The sequence below is a fragment of the Hydrogenophaga sp. genome, assembly GCF_036675665.1.
GTDB lineage: Bacteria > Pseudomonadota > Gammaproteobacteria > Burkholderiales > Burkholderiaceae_C > Hydrogenophaga.
On sequence record NZ_JAKFEO010000046.1, the window covers coordinates 1 to 15,262 of the forward strand.

The following is a 15,262-nucleotide window of genomic DNA, read 5'->3' on the forward strand; positions in this document are numbered from 1 at the left end:
GTAGTGCGCCCAGCCGCCACCGCTCTGGCCGATGCAGCCGCACATCATCAGCAGGTTGATCACGCCGCGGTAGTTCATGTCGGCGTGGTACCAGTGGTTCATGGCCGCGCCGATGATCACCATGGACTTGCCGTGCGTCTTGTCGGCGTTGTCGGCGAACTGCTGCGCCACGGTGATGACCTGGTCGCGCGGCACGCCGGTGATGCTCTCCTGCCAGGCCGGCGTGTAGGCGGCGTTGTCGTCGAAGTCCTTCGCGCCACTGCCCAGACCGCGGTCGATGCCGTACTGCGCGACCTGCAGGTCGAACACGGTGGCCACCAGGGCGTGGCGCTCGTCGCCGGCCTTGCCCAGGCGCAGGCGCACGGCCGGCACGCGGGCGTGGTTGATGGCGCCGTTCTGCTCGTTGGCGGTGAAGTGCGGTGCGGCGTTGCCACCGAAATAGGGAAAGGCCACGTCCACCACCTGGGTGTCCTGCTCGCCGTCCTCGATCACCGAGAGCTTGAGTTTCACCTCGGTGTCGCTGCGGGCTTCCCTGGCTTCGAGATTCCACTTGCCTTCGTCGGCGCGCCCGGCCTCGCCCCAGCGAAAACCGATCGAGCCGTTGGGCAGCACGGCCTTGCCACCGGTGTCGAAGGCCACGGTCTTCCACTCGGGGTTGTTCTTCTGGCCGAGCTGGCCGTTGAAGTCGCTGGCGCGCAGGTAGCGGTCGGGCACCAGGGTCTTGCTGCCGTCGGCGAGCACGTGTTCTTTCAGCATCACCAGCAGCGGCAGGTCGGTGTAGCGGCGTGCGTAGTCGTCGAAGTAGCTGCTTCTGGGTTTTCCGCCGTCCGGGAAATAGAAGTTCTTGAGCACCACGTGGCCCATGGCCATGGCGAGTGCGGCGTCCGTGCCCTGCTTGGGGTGCAGCCAGAGGTCGGAGAGCTTGGCCACCTCGGAGTAGTCGGGTGTGACGGCCACCGTCTTGGCGCCCTTGTAGCGCACCTCGGTGAAGAAGTGGGCGTCGGGTGTGCGCGTCTGCGGCACGTTGGAGCCCCAGGCGATGATGAACGAGCTGTTGTACCAGTCGGCCGATTCGGGCACGTCGGTCTGCTCACCCCAGACCTGCGGGCTGGCCGGTGGCAGGTCGCAGTACCAGTCGTAGAAGCTCATGCACACGCCGCCGATGAGCGAGAGGTAGCGCGAGCCGGCGGCGTAGCTCACCATGCTCATGGCCGGGATGGGCGAGAAGCCGATGATGCGGTCGGGCCCGTGCTGCTTGATGGTGTAGACGTTGGCCGCGGCGATCAGCTGGTTGACCTCGTCCCAGCTGCTGCGCACGAAGCCGCCCATGCCGCGCACCTGCTGGTAGTCGCGCCGGGCCTCGGGGTTTTCGACGATGCTGGCCCAGGCGTCGACCGGGCTCTTCGCCACGTTCAGCGCGGCGCGCCAGCGCTCCAGCAGGCGCCCGCGCACCATGGGGTACTTCACGCGGTTGGCGCTGTAGAGGTACCAGCTGTAGGAAGCACCGCGCGCGCAGCCGCGCGGCTCGTGGTTGGGCATGTCCCAGCGTGTGCGCGGGTAGTCGGTCTGCTGGGTTTCCCAGGTGACGATGCCGCCCTTGACGTAGATCTTCCACGAGCATGAACCGGTGCAGTTCACGCCGTGGGTGCTGCGCACGATCTTGTCGTGCGCCCAGCGGTTGCGGTAGGCGTCTTCCCAGGTGCGGTCTTCGCCGGTGGTCTGGCCGTGGTTGCCCGAGAAGTTTTCGCGCGGCAGCGAGAAATGGGAAAGGCGGTCGAGGAAATGGCTCATAGGGTGCTCCGTGAGGAAGGGATGCGCGGTCGTGTGGGTGCGGCGTTATGGGTTGTGGATTTCGGAACCCTTGCGCAGGTAGAACCACCAGTTCAGCACCAGGCAGGCGGCGTAGAAGATGGCGAAGCCGTACATGGCGTACTGCGGTGTGCCGGCCTTGATCTGCGCGCCGATCACCACCGGCGCGATGAAGGCGCCGTAGGCGGCCACGGCCGAGGTCCAGCCCAGCACGGGGCCGGCCTGCTGGCGGTCGAAGATGACGCCGATGGTGCGGAAGGTCGAGCCGTTGCCGATGCCGCTGGCAAAGAACAGCACGATGAACAGCCCGATGAAGGCGGGGAAATACTGCTCGGGCGTGGCCGAGCCGTAGGCCTGCATCATCACGTAGCCCACGGCGGCGGAGGCCAGCACCATCACCGCCGAGATGACCTGGGTGACGATGGAGCCGCCGACCTTGTCGGAGATCCAGCCACCGAGAGGGCGCACCGCGGCACCGACGAAGGGGCCGATCCACGCGTAGGTCAGGGCCGAGGGCGCGTTCGGATTCTTCAGCGTGTGTGTCATCACGCCGGCCGCGTCGGCCACATGCTGGAAGCCGAAGATCACCGTGATGGCCAGCGGCAGCACCATCGAGAAACCGATGAAGGAGCCGAAGGTGACGATGTAGAGCGCGGTGAGCGACCAGGTGTGCTGGTTGCGGAAGATCGCGAACTGCTTGGCGACGTTTTCCTTCATGGCACCGAAGGCGGCCACGCGCATCATGAGCAGCGCGAGGGCGATGTCCAGCGGAATGGCGATCCACATGTTCAGGATGCCCAGCCCGGTGGGGGCCGGCAGGTACAGCCAGAGCATGAAGATGGCGGGGATGAAGGCCAGGGTGTAGAGGTAGGTGACCTTGGCGAACGCGACGATGGGGTGGCCGGTGTCGGGCGAGACGGTCTTGAGGTTGTTCATGCCGAACCAGGCCAGGATCGACAGGGGCACCAGCGAGATCACCCAGGCGAAACCGGCGTTCTGGATCCAGGTGGGCGTGCCGGCGGCGATCTTGCCGAAGATCCAGCCGCTGTCCTTCACCAGCGTCATGGGCTCGCCGCCGAAGGCACCGAGCAGGGGCAGCGTCATCACGAGCGGGATGACGATCTGCATCGTCGTCACGCCGAAGTTGCCCAGGCCGGCGTTCAGGCCCAGCGCCGTGCCCTGCAGCCGCTTCGGAAAGAAGGTGCTGATGTTGGACATGCTGGAGGCGAAGTTGCCGCCCCCCACGCCGGACCACAGCGCCAGCAGCTGGAACGACCACAGCGGCCACTCGGGGTGCTGCAACGCGAAGCCGGTGCCGATGGCCGGGGCCAGCAGCATCGCCGTGGTGAGGAAGATGGTGTTGCGCCCACCGGCCAGGCGCACCAGGAAGGATGCCGGGATGCGCATGGTGGCACCCGAGATGCCGGAGATGGCGGTGAGCGTGAACAGCTCGGCCTGGGTGAAGGGGAAGCCCAGGTTGAGCATCTGCACCGTGATGATGCCCCACATGCCCCAGACGGCGAAGCCGCACAGCAGGGCCGGCACGGAGATCCAGAGGTTGCGGTAGGCGATGCGCTTGCCGGTGGCGTTCCAGAAGGTGTCGTCTTCGGGCCGCCAGTCGACGATGTCAGGTCCGACTTTGTTGGTGTTGTTCATGGTGTTCACTGACGAGGCCTCAGTTCTGAAGGGAAAAGGGTTTGGCGTTGGCGCCCATGACCTCGGTCTGGCGCACCTCGGTCCAGTACATCCAGATGAGCGAGACCCAGACCACGCCGTACATCAACATGAAGGCACTCGATCGGATGCCGGTGATGTCCATCAGCGCGCCGAACAGGATGGGCAGCACGAAGCCGCCGAGGCCACCGGCCAGGCCCACGATGCCGCTGATGGCGCCGATGTTTTTCGGGTAGTCGTCGCTGATGTACTTGAAGACGCTGGCCTTGCCGAAGGCCCAGGCGATGCCCAGGATGAACATCAGGCCGGTGAAGAGGTAGACGTTGAGGCCGATGTGGAAGGTGCGCGGACCGTTGACGGTGAGCACGGTGAAGTCGGTCTGCGGATACGACAGCAGGAACAGGCAGATCCAGCTCACCCACAGCACCCACCAGGTGACCTTGTGGGCGCCGAACTTGTCCGACATCACGCCGCCCACCGCGCGCAGCACGCCGCCGGGCAGCGAGAAGCAGGCCGCCAGCAGCGCGGCCACGCGGATGTCCAGTCCGAACTCGCCCACGTAGTACTGCACCATCCAGAGCGAGAGCGCCACGTAGCCGCCGAAGACGATGCTGTAGTACTGGCAGTACTTGAGCACCTTGGGGTCTTTCAGCGCCTTGAGCTGGTCCATGAAGGACACGTTGCTCGGCACCAGGTGCGAGGGATCGCTGTGGCTGAACAGCCAGAACAGCACCACCGTGCCCAGCATGATGGCCGCGTACACCTGCGGCACCATGGTCCAGCCGAAGGCCACCAGCAGCACCGGGGCCACGAACTTGTTGACCGCCGCGCCCGAGTTGCCCGCGCCGTACACGCCCATGGCCATGCCCTGGCGGTGCTTGGGGAACCAGCGCGCCACGTAGGGCGTGCCGACCGAGAAGGAACCGCCCGCGAGACCCACGAACAGGCCGATGGTGAGGAAGTGCCAGTAGGCGGTGGCGTAGCTCATGAGCCAGATCGCCGGCACGGTGATGGCCATGAGGATGGCCATCACGATGCGGCCGCCGAAGCGGTCGGTCCAGATGCCCAGCGGCACGCGCACCAGCGAGCCGGTGAGCACGGGCGTTGCCATGAGCAGGCCGAACTGGGTGGAGTTGAGGTCGAGTGCCTTCTTGATCGGGATGCCGATGACGCCGAACATCATCCAGACCATGAAGCACACGGTGAAGGCCAGCGTGCTGACGAGCAGCACCGACCAGGCTTTTTTGTCGTTGTTCAGTTCAGAGGCCATGTTGTCTTTCTCCACGCGGGGCATGGCAAGACTGTCGGCGCTGGGCGCGCTCGTGGCTATCCGCCTCCCGGGCGTCGGGCGCGGCTCTGAAGAACGATGGTGGCGGGACGCGGTGCGTCCGGAAGAACTAGCGCGGCCGGTTTGTGGCCGTCACTTGATCTGGATCAAGGCCTCAGGCCCGATCCCCCACCCCCAGGACGATGGTGACCAGCACGCTGGCGTCTTCCACCGCGAGCAGGCTGTGCGGCACACCCCCGCGCAAGAAGAGCAGCTGTCCGGCCTGCAGCCGCTGCACGCCCTCGGGTGTTTCAAAATCGATGGCGCCTTCGAGGCACTGCACGGTGATCTCGCCCGCGACCTGGTGCATCGGCATGGAGCGGCCCCGTGGCAGCATCAGCCGGATGACCTCGAGCTGCTCGGACTTGAACAGGGCGATGGACTGGGTGCTCAGCGCGTCGCCCCCCAGGTGGCGCAGGTTGGCGATTTCACCCGATTCGAGGTGGTGCAGGGCCATGGGGGTCTCCTGGTTAGGCGTGGCGGGCGGCGAATACCGCCGCCTGCACACGTGAGGTGAGGTGGAGTTTTCGCAGGATGTGTTGCACGTGGATTTTGACCGTGGTCTCGGCGATGTCGAGCTGGCGGGCGATGTGTTTGTTGCTGTCGCCGCGTGCGATCAGGTGCAGGATCTCGAGCTCGCGCACCGAGAGCGAAGCGAGTGCGGTGTCGGCGGTGGCCACCGCTGCACCAGACGCTTCACCCTGGGCGGGCGGCTGCGACCGCAGGGCCGACACCAGCTTGGTGGTCATCTCGGGGCTGACCACCGACTCACCGTCCATCACCTTGACGATGGCCTCGCACAGGTGGTGCGACTCGACCGTCTTGAGCAGGTAACCGTCGGCGCCGGCCTTGAGCGCGGCCACCAGGTCGGCCTCGTTCTCGCTCACCGTGAGCATCAGGATGCGGGTGCCCGGCGCGGCCTCGCGCAGGGAGGGGATCGCATCCACGCCCAGCACGCCGGGCAGGTGGTTGTCGAGCAGGATCACGTCGGGTCGCTGGCGCGCCAGGCAGCGCAGCGCCTCGCCCACGTCGCCGGCCTCGCAGCTCACTTCGAAGCGCGGGTCCTGCGAGAGCAGCGCCGTCAGTCCGCGGCGGAACAGGGAGTGGTCGTCGACCACGAGCAACTGGATCGGGCGGGCGGATGGGTCGGTCATGAAACGGTGTGTTCGGCGGCGGGGGCAGGGGTGGAAGGGGCCGCCACCGGATGGGGTGGCAGGGTCAGGGTGACGGTGGTGCCCTGGCCGGGCTCGGAGCTCACGTCGACCCGTGCGCCGATGAGCATGGCGCGTTCGCCCATGATCTTCAGCCCCACGTGGGAGGCATCGGGCGCGTCCAGCGCGTCGAAGCCCGCGCCGTCGTCGCGCACGCGAAACAGCCAGTGCGATCCCTTGACCACGTCGAGCTGCACGTGGCTGGCGCCGGCGTGTTTGCGCACGTTGGACAGCGACTCCTGCAGCACGTGCAACACCTGCACCTGCACGTCGGCCGGCAAGGGCAGGCCATGGCCTTCCACGTGCAGCCTGGCGGGCAGACCGGTCTGGTGCTGGAACTTCTGCAGCGTCTCCTGCAGCGCGCGCTCGATGTCGTCGGTGTTGGTGCGGGTGCGAAAGTGCACCAGCAGTTCTCGCACGTCGTTGATGCTTTCGCGCAGGCCTTCGTCGAGCTCGTCGAGCGTGCTCATCACCCGCGCGTCCTGGCCCTTTTGCGCCGCGTTGCGCAACAGCTGGACCTGGATCTTCAGGAAGGCCAGCGACTGCGCGATGGAGTCGTGCAGTTCACGCGCGATCAGCGCGCGCTCCTCGCCCACCGCGGCCTCGCGCTCCAGCGCGGATGCGCGCAGGCTCTCCAGCGCGTTGGCGAGGTGGCTGGCCAGGGCATCGAGCAGCTCGGTCTCGCCCGTGCTCAGGCTGGCCTGCGATCGGTAGAACAGGTCGATTTCGCCGAGCACGCGGTTTTGAAGCCGCACGGGCACGCTCACCAGCGTCTCGAAACCGGCGCGCGCGCAGTGGCGCACCTGGGCCTCGTCGTGGCTGTGGATGGGAATGACGCGTGTCCTGGCGTCCGGCTGCAGGCTGCCGCAGGCACAGGCGCCGGCCAGCAGGCTGCGCTCCTCCTCCACCATGTCCTGCGGGAAGCAGTCGGAGGCCAGCATGAGGTAACGCTGGCTGGCCTCGTCGCTCCAGCGCACCGCGACCGCATCGGCCTTCACCACCGCGCGCACGCGCTGGGCAAACCCGCGCGAGAGCTCCTCGATGCTGCCGGCATGGGCCATGAAGGCACTGACCTCGTACAAGGTCTCCAGCCGCGCGCGCTGCGCCTCGATGTGGCGCGTCTTGGTCTCGACCTGGCTCTCCAGCCCGGCGTACATCGACTGCAGCGTGGACGCCATGCGGTTGAAGCCGCCCGCCACCTGCCCGAATTCGTCGAGCGTCTCCACCTCCACGCGCGCCTTGAAGTCGCCCGACTCCAGCCGGCGCAGGCCCTGGCGCAGGTGAACGAGGGGGTTGATCACATACATGTAGCCGGTGTAGAGCATCACCACCGCGCCGCTGATGGCCAGCGCCATCATGAGGAACTGGAACAGGTTGAGGATGGCGGTGAAGCCCGAGAGCTGTTTTTCGATCGCGAGCACCAGGGCGTCGATGGCCTCGACGAAGGCGTCGGCCGCGGCCAGCGCCTGCGCCGGTTCGGGTGGGCTGTCCTGCAACCACAGCGGGCGCTGGTTCTGCCACAGCGCCTCCACCGTGGCGAACTCGCGGCCGACCGCGTCGTCCCAGGGCACGAAGAGTGGACGGCTGGCATCGCCCTGGCGCAGCAATTCGAGGCTGCGGTCGAACTCCTGCACCAAGGCCGCCACGTCGGCCGGTGCGCGCCCGGCCTGCGCCACGCTGGTGAGCCGCCAGGTCTGCATGCGCATGCGCCCGGCCTCGTTGACCGCGGCCGCACCGCCTTCGAGCTGCCAGGTCACCCACAGCGTGAGACCGATCGACGCCAGGGCGACGAGCAGCAACCCGGCGCCGATGCGCACCAGCTTGGTCGACAACGATGCGGTGGACACCATGGCGCGAGGTTAGCGGCTTTCGCCGCCGGCAGATACCCGCGAGCGACGGACCGCGACGTCGAGCGGGCGTGGCAGGCCGGGCACGACATGCACGCGCTGGCCACCGCGCGTGCTGGCGGCGGGCGCCACCAGATCGGCCAGCGTGACCCCGTCGAGCACCTCCAGGTAACGGTCCATGGCCTCGCGCAGCGCACCCTTGAGGCGGCAGTGGCCGTCCAGGCGGCAGGTGTTGTGCTCGGCGTCGAAACACTCCACCAGGATGAAGTCGCTTTCGGTCTGTCGGACCACCTCGCCCAGCACGATGGTGTGCGCCGGCTTGAGCAGGCGCAGGCCACCGCCGCGGCCCCGCGTGGTCTCCAGCAGGCCCAGGCCGGACAGTGTCATCACGATCTTGGTCAGGTGGCTGCGCGAGATGCCGTGGGCCTCGGCGATTTCACCGATGGTGGCGGGCTGTTCGCGCTGCTCGCTGGCGGCGCAGTACATCAGCACGCGCAGGCTGTAGTCGGTCCAGTTGGTCAGTCGCATGCCGCATCCTCCTGTTGGCCGATGTCCGTCCGGATGGTCTGAATATTCATGTTGCGTGCATTTTATGCGCTAATATATTCATTCCAAATGAATCTTTAAGGACCTTCAGCCATGGACACCACCTTCGCCCCTGCCGACACACTCGAACGCGCGGACCAGCCCATCGGACAGATCGCGGTGGATCTGCCCGGCGCCACCGCCGTCTTTCGCCGCCTCAAGCTCGACTTCTGCTGCGGCGGCCAGATCGCCCTGCAACAGGCCTGCGACAACAAGGGCCTGTCGGTCGACGCGGTGCTGGCCGAACTGGCGCGGCTGGAACGCCCGGAAAACCCGGCCGTGCCACAGGCGCCCGCCGAGATGATCGACCACATCCTCACGCGCTACCACGCGGTGCACCGCGAGCAGCTGCCCGAGCTGATCCGCATGGCGCGCCGGGTGGAGGCGGTGCACCGGGAACACCCCTCGGTGCCCACGGGCCTGGCAGACCACCTCGAGGCCATGGAGGCAGAACTGCTGGACCACATGGACAAGGAGGAACAGATGCTGTTTCCTCTGCTGCGGGCCGGTGGGCGCGGCGTGGCCATGATGCCGATCGGCGTGATGCGGGCCGAACACACCAGCCACGGCGGGCAGCTCGAACGCCTGATGGCGCTGGCGCACGACGCCACGCCACCCCAGGGCGCGTGCAACACCTGGCGCGCGTTGTACGCGGGCGTCAACCAGTTCTCGGACGACCTGATCGCCCACATCCACCTGGAAAACAACCAGCTGTTCCCGCAGTACGAGCCCGCGCGCGCGGCCTGTTGCTGAGCCCGGCGCGGCGTGGCGCCGCGGCGGGAACGGCTATGCTGGCGGAGACCTTCACCGACCGCACCGCCACCACCCCATGCCAACACCGGACATCGCCTGGGCCTACCCGCTGCTCCTCAAGATCCATGTGAGCCTGGTCGTGACCAGCGTGGGCCTGTTTGCGGTGCGCGCGCTGGCCGCACTGCAGGGCCAGGGCTGGCCGTTGCGCAAAGGCTGGCGCCGCGCAAGCGAGGGGGTCGACAGCGCGCTGCTGGCGGCCGGCGCCAGCCTGTGGTGGCTGTTGCAGCTCAACCCGCTGCACACGCCCTGGCTCGCCTTCAAGCTCGGCCTGCTGTTGGTCTACATCACGCTGGGGGCGATGGCCATGCGCAGCACCGCCTCGATACAGGTGCGTTGGCTGTTCCTGCTGGCCGCCCTGCTGTGTGTGGCCTTCATGGCCTCGATCGCGCTGGCGCGGCACCCGCTGGGCTGGCGGGCGCCATGACCCCACCCATCCCGCCGGCCCCCGACAGCGCCACCCTGCACCGCTCGCGCGTGATGCGCTGGCTGTTGTGGCTGGCCGGCAGCGTGTCGCTCGCGCTCGGCCTCATCGGCGTGGTGCTGCCGGGTCTGCCCACCACGCCCTTCGTGCTGCTCGCCGCGGCCTGCTACGCCAAGGCGTCGCCGCGCCTGCACGGCTGGCTGCTCAACCACCGCTTCCTCGGCCCCATGGTGCGCGACTGGGAAACACACCGCAGCCTCACGCGCCGCAGCAAGACCGTGGCGCAGGTGAGCATGGTGCTGATGGTCGGCCTGTCGGCCTGGGGATTGCGGGATCGGCCGGTGGTGCTGGCCATCGTGCTGATCGCCGCGCTCATCGGGGTGCTGGTCGTGGCTCGCATCCCCACACGCCAGCCCCCCGTCTGATTCAGCCCTGGGCTCGCCGGGCAAGAACCTCGAACGCCGGCAGCGTCTTGCCTTCGAGCACTTCGAGGAACGCGCCGCCACCGGTGGAGATGTAGCCCACGTCCTTCTCGATGCCGTACTTGGCAATGGCCGCCAGCGTGTCGCCACCGCCCGCGATGCTGAAGGCGCTGCTCCTGGCGATGGCCTGCGCGATCACCTTGGTGCCGTTCTCGAAGGCCGCGAACTCGAACACGCCGACCGGACCGTTCCACACGATGGTGCCGGCCTGCATCAGCTGGGCGGCCAGCTTCGCGGCGGTCTCGGGTCCGATGTCCAGGATCAGGTCGTCGTCGGCCACCTCGGTGGCCTTCTTCACCGTGGCCACCGCGTCGGCGCTGAAGGCCTTGGCCGTCACCACGTCGGTGGGGATCGGCACCTCGGCGCCGCGCGCCTTCATGGCTTCGATCACGGCTTTCGCTTCATTGACCAGGTCGGCCTCGGCCAGGCTCTTGCCGATCTTCAGGCCGGCGGCGAGCATGAAGGTGTTGGCGATGCCGCCGCCCACGATGAGCTGGTCGACCTTGCTGGCCAGGCTTTTCAGGATGGTGAGCTTGGTGCTGACCTTGCTGCCGGCCACGATGGCCACGAGTGGGCGTTTGGGCGCGAGCAGCGCGGCGGCGATGGCGTCCATCTCCGCGGCCAGGAGCGGGCCCGCGCAGGCGATGGGCGCGGTCTCGGCGATGCCGTAGGTCGTGCCTTCGGCGCGGTGCGAGGTGCCGAAGGCGTCGTGCACGAAGATGTCGCACAGGGCGCCGAGCTTCTTCGCGAGTTCGGGGCTGTTCTTCTTTTCGCCCACGTTCAGGCGGCAGTTTTCCAGCAGCACGACTTCACCGGGGCTCACGGAGAAATCCCCATCGATCCAGTTGGCCACCAGGCGCACCGGGCGGTCCATCAGCTCACCCAGGCGCGCGGCCACGGGCTGCAGCGAGTCTTCGGGTTTGAACGCGCCTTCGGTGGGACGGCCAAGGTGCGAGGTGACCATGACCGCGGCACCCGCGTCCAGCGCCATCTGGATCGCCGGGATGCTCGCGCGGATGCGGGTGTCCTCGGTGATGTGGCCGGCGTCGTCCTGCGGTACGTTGAGGTCGGCCCGGATGAACACGCGCTGGCCTTTGGCCTGGCCACTGGAGCAGAGATCGGAGAAGCGGATGAAGGACATGGTGCTGTGCAGGTGGGTGGGTGAAGGACAAACCCACGCATTGTAGAAAGGCCCCGCGCCGCGCGGAACGCCACAAACCCTCGCACGGCCTGCCTTTCAGCTGGCGGGACGGCGCGCGGCCTCACCGGAGCGGGCGTACGCCGCAGCGCATGGCGCCCACATGTCCAGCGTCAGGTCGTGCGCCCGGGTCTGCACATCCATCAGACCCAGCACCGAGTGGAACAGGTGGTCGTGCGAGACCGGCTTGTCGGCCTGGGCCCGCAGGCACGCGCTCCCCACGCCGCTGCGTTGCTGCAGGCCCGGCGAGAGCCAGGCCACCATGGGCACATGGGTTTGCTGCTCGGGCGCCAGCGCGTACGGCACACCGTGCAGGTACAGACCGCTCTCGCCCAACGATTCGCCGTGGTCGGACATGTAGATCAGCCCGGTCTGGAAGGCACCGCTCTGCTCGCGTTCCTTGAGCCACCGCAGTGACAGGTCAAGGAAGTGATCGGTGTAGGCGATCGAGTTGTCGTAGGCGTTCACCAGCTGCTCGGGCGGGCAGTCGGACAGCGTGTTGCTGGTGCACTCGGGCATGAAGGGTTTGCGCTCGGCGCTCGAGCGGTGCGAGTAGGCCGGGCCGTGGCTGCCCATCTGGTGCATCACCAGCACCACACCGCGCGCGCGGCGCACCGGGTCGAGCGCGGCGATGCGCGCGTCCAGGCCGTCGAGCATGGCGGGGTCGAGGCACTCGCCGCCATCGCACAGGCCGGGAATCTTGAGGTCGAGCGCGCTGGCGTTGGGCACCCGGGCACACACGCCCTTGCAGCCCGCCTGGTTGTCGATCCACAGCACGGCCAGACCGGCACGCTGCAGCACGTCGAGCAGGTTTTCGTGTTCGGGTGTCTGGTCGCCGCCCTGCGTGCGCGTGAGCGGCGAGAACATGCAGGGCACCGACACCTTGGTGTTGGTGCCGCACGATTGCACCTGGCTGAAGTTGACCAGGCCTTCCTCGGCCTGCCAGCGCGCGAGCGCGGGCGTGGTGTTGCGGGCGTAGCCGTTGAGGCCGAAGTTCTGCGCGCGCGCGGTCTCACCCACCACCACCATCAGCAGCGGCGGCTTGCTCTGGCCCGTGTAGCTGGCGCCGAGCCGGGCGTCTTCGCCCACGGGCTTGAGGGCCTGCACCTGGCGGGGCAACTGGTCCACCGCCAGGCGGCTGGCGGCGTACACGGTGTTGACCGGGTTGACCATGTAGCGCAGTTCCTTGTGGTTGCGCATGAGCGAAGCGAGGTCCTGGTAGGTGATCAGCGTGGCCGCCACCACGGCGACCACGCCGATGAACGCGCCCAGCGCATTGCGCCCGGTCTGCGGCAACCAGCTGCGCATGGCCAGCGGACGGCGCCAGATCACCCACAGCGGCAGGCCCGCCACCAGCAGCACGGTGAGCGGCAAGGCCCACGACATCAGGTCGCGCACCTCGCGCACGTCGGTCTGCACCACGTTGGCCAGCATGGTCGGGTCGATCACCGCGCCGTACTGCAGCATGAAGTGGGTGTTGAAGGCGCTCACCAGCACCAGCACCGTGGCGACCGGGCGAAACACGCGGGGCCAGGCCAGCAGCGAGAGCAGGGCGGCGGTGATGCCGAGCACCACCAGACCGAAACCGCCGAGCAGCGCCACGCGCTGCGCGGGGGTGCCGGCCAGTTCGTCCACGCGCAGCCACAGCGGCAGGTTGCCGGCCACGGCCAGCCACAGCGACAGCAACCACACGGCGTGAACGGGGCGCCAGGTCGGGCGGGGGAGTCGGGTGCCGGCTGGCGGCGTCAGGGCTGGGTGCGAAAGCATGGGCGAAACCTCGGGGCCGGCACATGCCGACCTGCGAAGCGTCGCGTTCGCGGGTTAAGTCAACCTTATGGCCATCAGCGCGGCCACCGCAGGCTGAAGCGGGTCGTCATGGGCGCCTCTCCGGTGTCGCGCTGCAGCGTGGCGCCCAGCTGTTCGGCGATGCGCTCCACCAGACGCAGCCCCAGGCCCAGCCCCTGCGGCACCTGCGCCTGGGCGGAAGACGGCGCGTCGGCGCGCTGGCCGTCGTCGCTGACCGACACGCCCGCTTCGCCTTCGGTCTGCCAGACCTCCACCACCACCTGCGTGCCCGCGGGGGTGTGGCGCAAGGCGTTTTCGATCAGGTTGCGCAAGGCCAGCTCCAGCAGCGTGGGCTGCACATGCAGGATCACCGGAATGTCAGGCTGCTCCAGCGACAACTCGTGGCCGCGCTCGAAGCTTTCCTGTGCGTGCGAGGCGATCAAACCGGCCGCAACATAGCCCACCGACACGTCCTTCCAGGCCTCACGGCCCGAGCCGTCGCGCTGCGCGCGCGCGAGCTCCAGCAGCTGCGAGAGGATGTGGCCGGCCCGCAGCGCCGAAGCCTCCAGCTGCGCCAGCCGCTCGGGTGTGGGTTCGCGCTGCGCCGCGCTGGCCTGCAGCGACAGCGCCGCCAGCGGCGTGCGCAACTCGTGCGCCACGTCCGACGCGAATTCCCGTTCGCGCCGGGCCTGCGTCTGCAACGATTCCACCAGCGTGTTGATGGCATGCACGGTGCTGGAGAACTCGTGGAAGCGGTGCGCCGTGTCCAGGCGCTGACCACCCAGGCCATCGAGCGCCGCCACGTCGCGCGACAAGCGCACCAGCGGACTCAGGCCCCGGCGCAGCGCCCACCACAGCAACAAGGCCACCAGCGGCAGCACCAGCAGCGCCGGGCGCGCGAGCTTGAGCGCCATGTCGCGGCCCAGGTCGACACGGTGGTCCATGTCCATCAACACGGCAACAACATCGGCCGCGTGATCGCCCTGGCCCGCGGCGGCATACACGCGCCATCGCACGTCCCCACTGCTGGTGGACTGCACCCGGTTGGTGAAACCCGCTGCGGGTGGCTGGGTCAGGCCGAGGCTGTTGGCCAGGCTGTGGGTGTCGGTGAACAGCTGACCATCGACCCAGTGCAGCACGGCGACGTCCTGCACATAGGCGCGCGTGCGGCTTGACGAGATCGGCTCGGGGATGGACAAGGTCTTGTCGGGCTCCACCGACATCCACAGCCGCGCCACCGCCTCCAGCTGTCCGTCGGTGATCTCCCCGGCCTCGTGATGCCCGGTGTACCAGGCCACGATCAGCAGCGTGGTCCACACCACCAGCAGGGCGCCCACCACCCAGCTCCACAGGTAGCGCCACAGCGTGGGCAGGCGCACAGGCACTGGCCGGCCCGTCATGCGGGAGGGTCCTGTTGCGGCACGAAGTAACCGACACCGCGCACGGTCTTGATGAGCGATTCGCCGAGCTTGCGGCGCAGGTGGTGGATGTGCACCTCGATCGCGTTGCTGTCCAGCGCTTCACCGAAGCCGTACAACGACGACTCCAGCCGCGACTTGGACAGCACCTGCGGGCGCGCCTGCAGCAGCGTCATCAACAGCGCGAACTCCTTGCCGCCCAGCGGCACCGCCTCACCGGCGCGCAGCACCGTGTGGGTCGCCGGGTCCACCACCAGATCCCCATATGCGATCACCGGGCTGCTGCGCCCCACCGCGCGGCGCAGCATGGCGCGCAGCCGGGCCAGCAACTCGTTGGCGTCGAAAGGTTTGACGATGTAGTCGTCGGCACCGCTGTCCAGACCGCTGACGCGGTCGCTCACACCATCGCGTGCCGTCATGATCAGCACCGGCAGGTCGTTGCGGGGCATCGTTGCGCGGCCGGCCACTGGAGCCGCCTGGCGGCGCAGCCGGGCCAGCAGGTCCAGGCCATCGCCATCGGGCAAGCCCAGGTCGAGGATCAGCACGTCGAAGGGCTCCACCGACAGCGCGTGCCACGCTGCGTCGAGCGTGCCGCACAGGTCCACCGCATAGCCCGCCTGCCTGAGCGAGGCCTGCAGACCATTGGCGATGCCGGGATCGTCTTCCACCACGAGTGCGCGCATTGACGGATC

The 15,262-nt window shown here is 68.1% G+C and carries 14 protein-coding genes; 3 read left to right on the forward strand and 11 right to left on the reverse strand.

The features are described from left to right. From V6M63_RS16890 to V6M63_RS16920, 7 genes are all read right to left on the reverse strand, one after another. On the reverse strand, positions 1–1,791 hold a 1,791-nt coding region (locus V6M63_RS16890), incomplete at its 3' end, for a molybdopterin-dependent oxidoreductase (RefSeq protein ID WP_332743749.1). Between the two features lie 45 nt (positions 1,792–1,836). Beyond that, the gene (locus V6M63_RS16895) at positions 1,837–3,465 is read right to left on the reverse strand and encodes an MFS transporter (protein WP_332743750.1); all 1,629 of its coding nucleotides are present in this window, start codon (positions 3,463–3,465) and stop codon (positions 1,837–1,839) included. A gap of 19 nt (positions 3,466–3,484) precedes the next feature. After that, a complete protein-coding gene (locus V6M63_RS16900) occupies positions 3,485–4,753 on the reverse strand; it encodes an MFS transporter (protein ID WP_332743752.1) in 1,269 nt (422 codons plus the stop codon). Positions 4,754–4,925: 172 nt separating this feature from the next. Beyond that, positions 4,926–5,267 carry a cupin domain-containing protein gene (locus V6M63_RS16905; protein ID WP_332743754.1) on the reverse strand — a complete coding sequence of 114 codons (342 nt, stop codon included), beginning with the start codon at positions 5,265–5,267 and terminating at the stop codon, positions 4,926–4,928. Between the two features lie 13 nt (positions 5,268–5,280). Continuing rightward, entirely contained in the window at positions 5,281–5,964 is a 684-nt protein-coding gene (locus V6M63_RS16910) for a response regulator (RefSeq protein WP_332743756.1), read from the reverse strand. Next, positions 5,961–7,871 carry a type IV pili methyl-accepting chemotaxis transducer N-terminal domain-containing protein gene (locus tag V6M63_RS16915; protein WP_332743758.1) on the reverse strand — a complete coding sequence of 637 codons (1,911 nt, stop codon included), beginning with the start codon at positions 7,869–7,871 and terminating at the stop codon, positions 5,961–5,963. Before V6M63_RS16915 ends, V6M63_RS16910 begins: the two co-directional genes overlap by 4 nt. A 9-nt stretch (positions 7,872–7,880) precedes the next feature. After that, positions 7,881–8,396, reverse strand: a complete 516-nt coding sequence (locus V6M63_RS16920) for an RrF2 family transcriptional regulator (RefSeq protein ID WP_332743760.1) — start codon at positions 8,394–8,396, stop codon at positions 7,881–7,883. Between the two features lie 111 nt (positions 8,397–8,507). Here V6M63_RS16920 and ytfE point away from each other — a divergent pair, with 111 nt between their 5' ends. From ytfE to V6M63_RS16935, 3 genes are all read left to right on the forward strand, one after another. Next, complete coding sequence (ytfE, locus tag V6M63_RS16925) at positions 8,508–9,206, forward strand: iron-sulfur cluster repair protein YtfE (protein WP_332743761.1); 699 nt, start codon at positions 8,508–8,510, stop codon at positions 9,204–9,206. Positions 9,207–9,282: 76 nt separating this feature from the next. After that, positions 9,283–9,690, forward strand: a complete 408-nt coding sequence (locus tag V6M63_RS16930) for a SirB2 family protein (RefSeq protein ID WP_332743762.1) — start codon at positions 9,283–9,285, stop codon at positions 9,688–9,690. Further along, the gene (locus tag V6M63_RS16935; RefSeq protein WP_332743763.1) at positions 9,687–10,112 is read left to right on the forward strand and encodes a YbaN family protein; all 426 of its coding nucleotides are present in this window, start codon (positions 9,687–9,689) and stop codon (positions 10,110–10,112) included. Before V6M63_RS16930 ends, V6M63_RS16935 begins: the two co-directional genes overlap by 4 nt. Position 10,113: 1 nt before the next feature. Here V6M63_RS16935 and V6M63_RS16940 read toward each other — a convergent pair whose 3' ends face one another. From V6M63_RS16940 to V6M63_RS16955, 4 genes are all read right to left on the reverse strand, one after another. Next, positions 10,114–11,310, reverse strand: a complete 1,197-nt coding sequence (locus tag V6M63_RS16940; RefSeq protein ID WP_332743764.1) for a phosphoglycerate kinase — start codon at positions 11,308–11,310, stop codon at positions 10,114–10,116. A gap of 96 nt (positions 11,311–11,406) precedes the next feature. Continuing rightward, complete coding sequence (locus tag V6M63_RS16945) at positions 11,407–13,134, reverse strand: phosphoethanolamine transferase (protein ID WP_332743765.1); 1,728 nt, start codon at positions 13,132–13,134, stop codon at positions 11,407–11,409. 74 nt (positions 13,135–13,208) lie between these two features. After that, positions 13,209–14,552, reverse strand: coding sequence for a sensor histidine kinase (locus V6M63_RS16950; RefSeq protein WP_332743767.1), 1,344 nt, complete (start codon positions 14,550–14,552; stop codon positions 13,209–13,211). After that, on the reverse strand, positions 14,549–15,253 hold the full coding sequence (locus V6M63_RS16955; protein WP_332743769.1) for a response regulator transcription factor: 705 nt from the start codon (positions 15,251–15,253) through the stop codon (positions 14,549–14,551). Before V6M63_RS16955 ends, V6M63_RS16950 begins: the two co-directional genes overlap by 4 nt. Between the last annotated feature and the right edge of the window lie 9 nt (positions 15,254–15,262).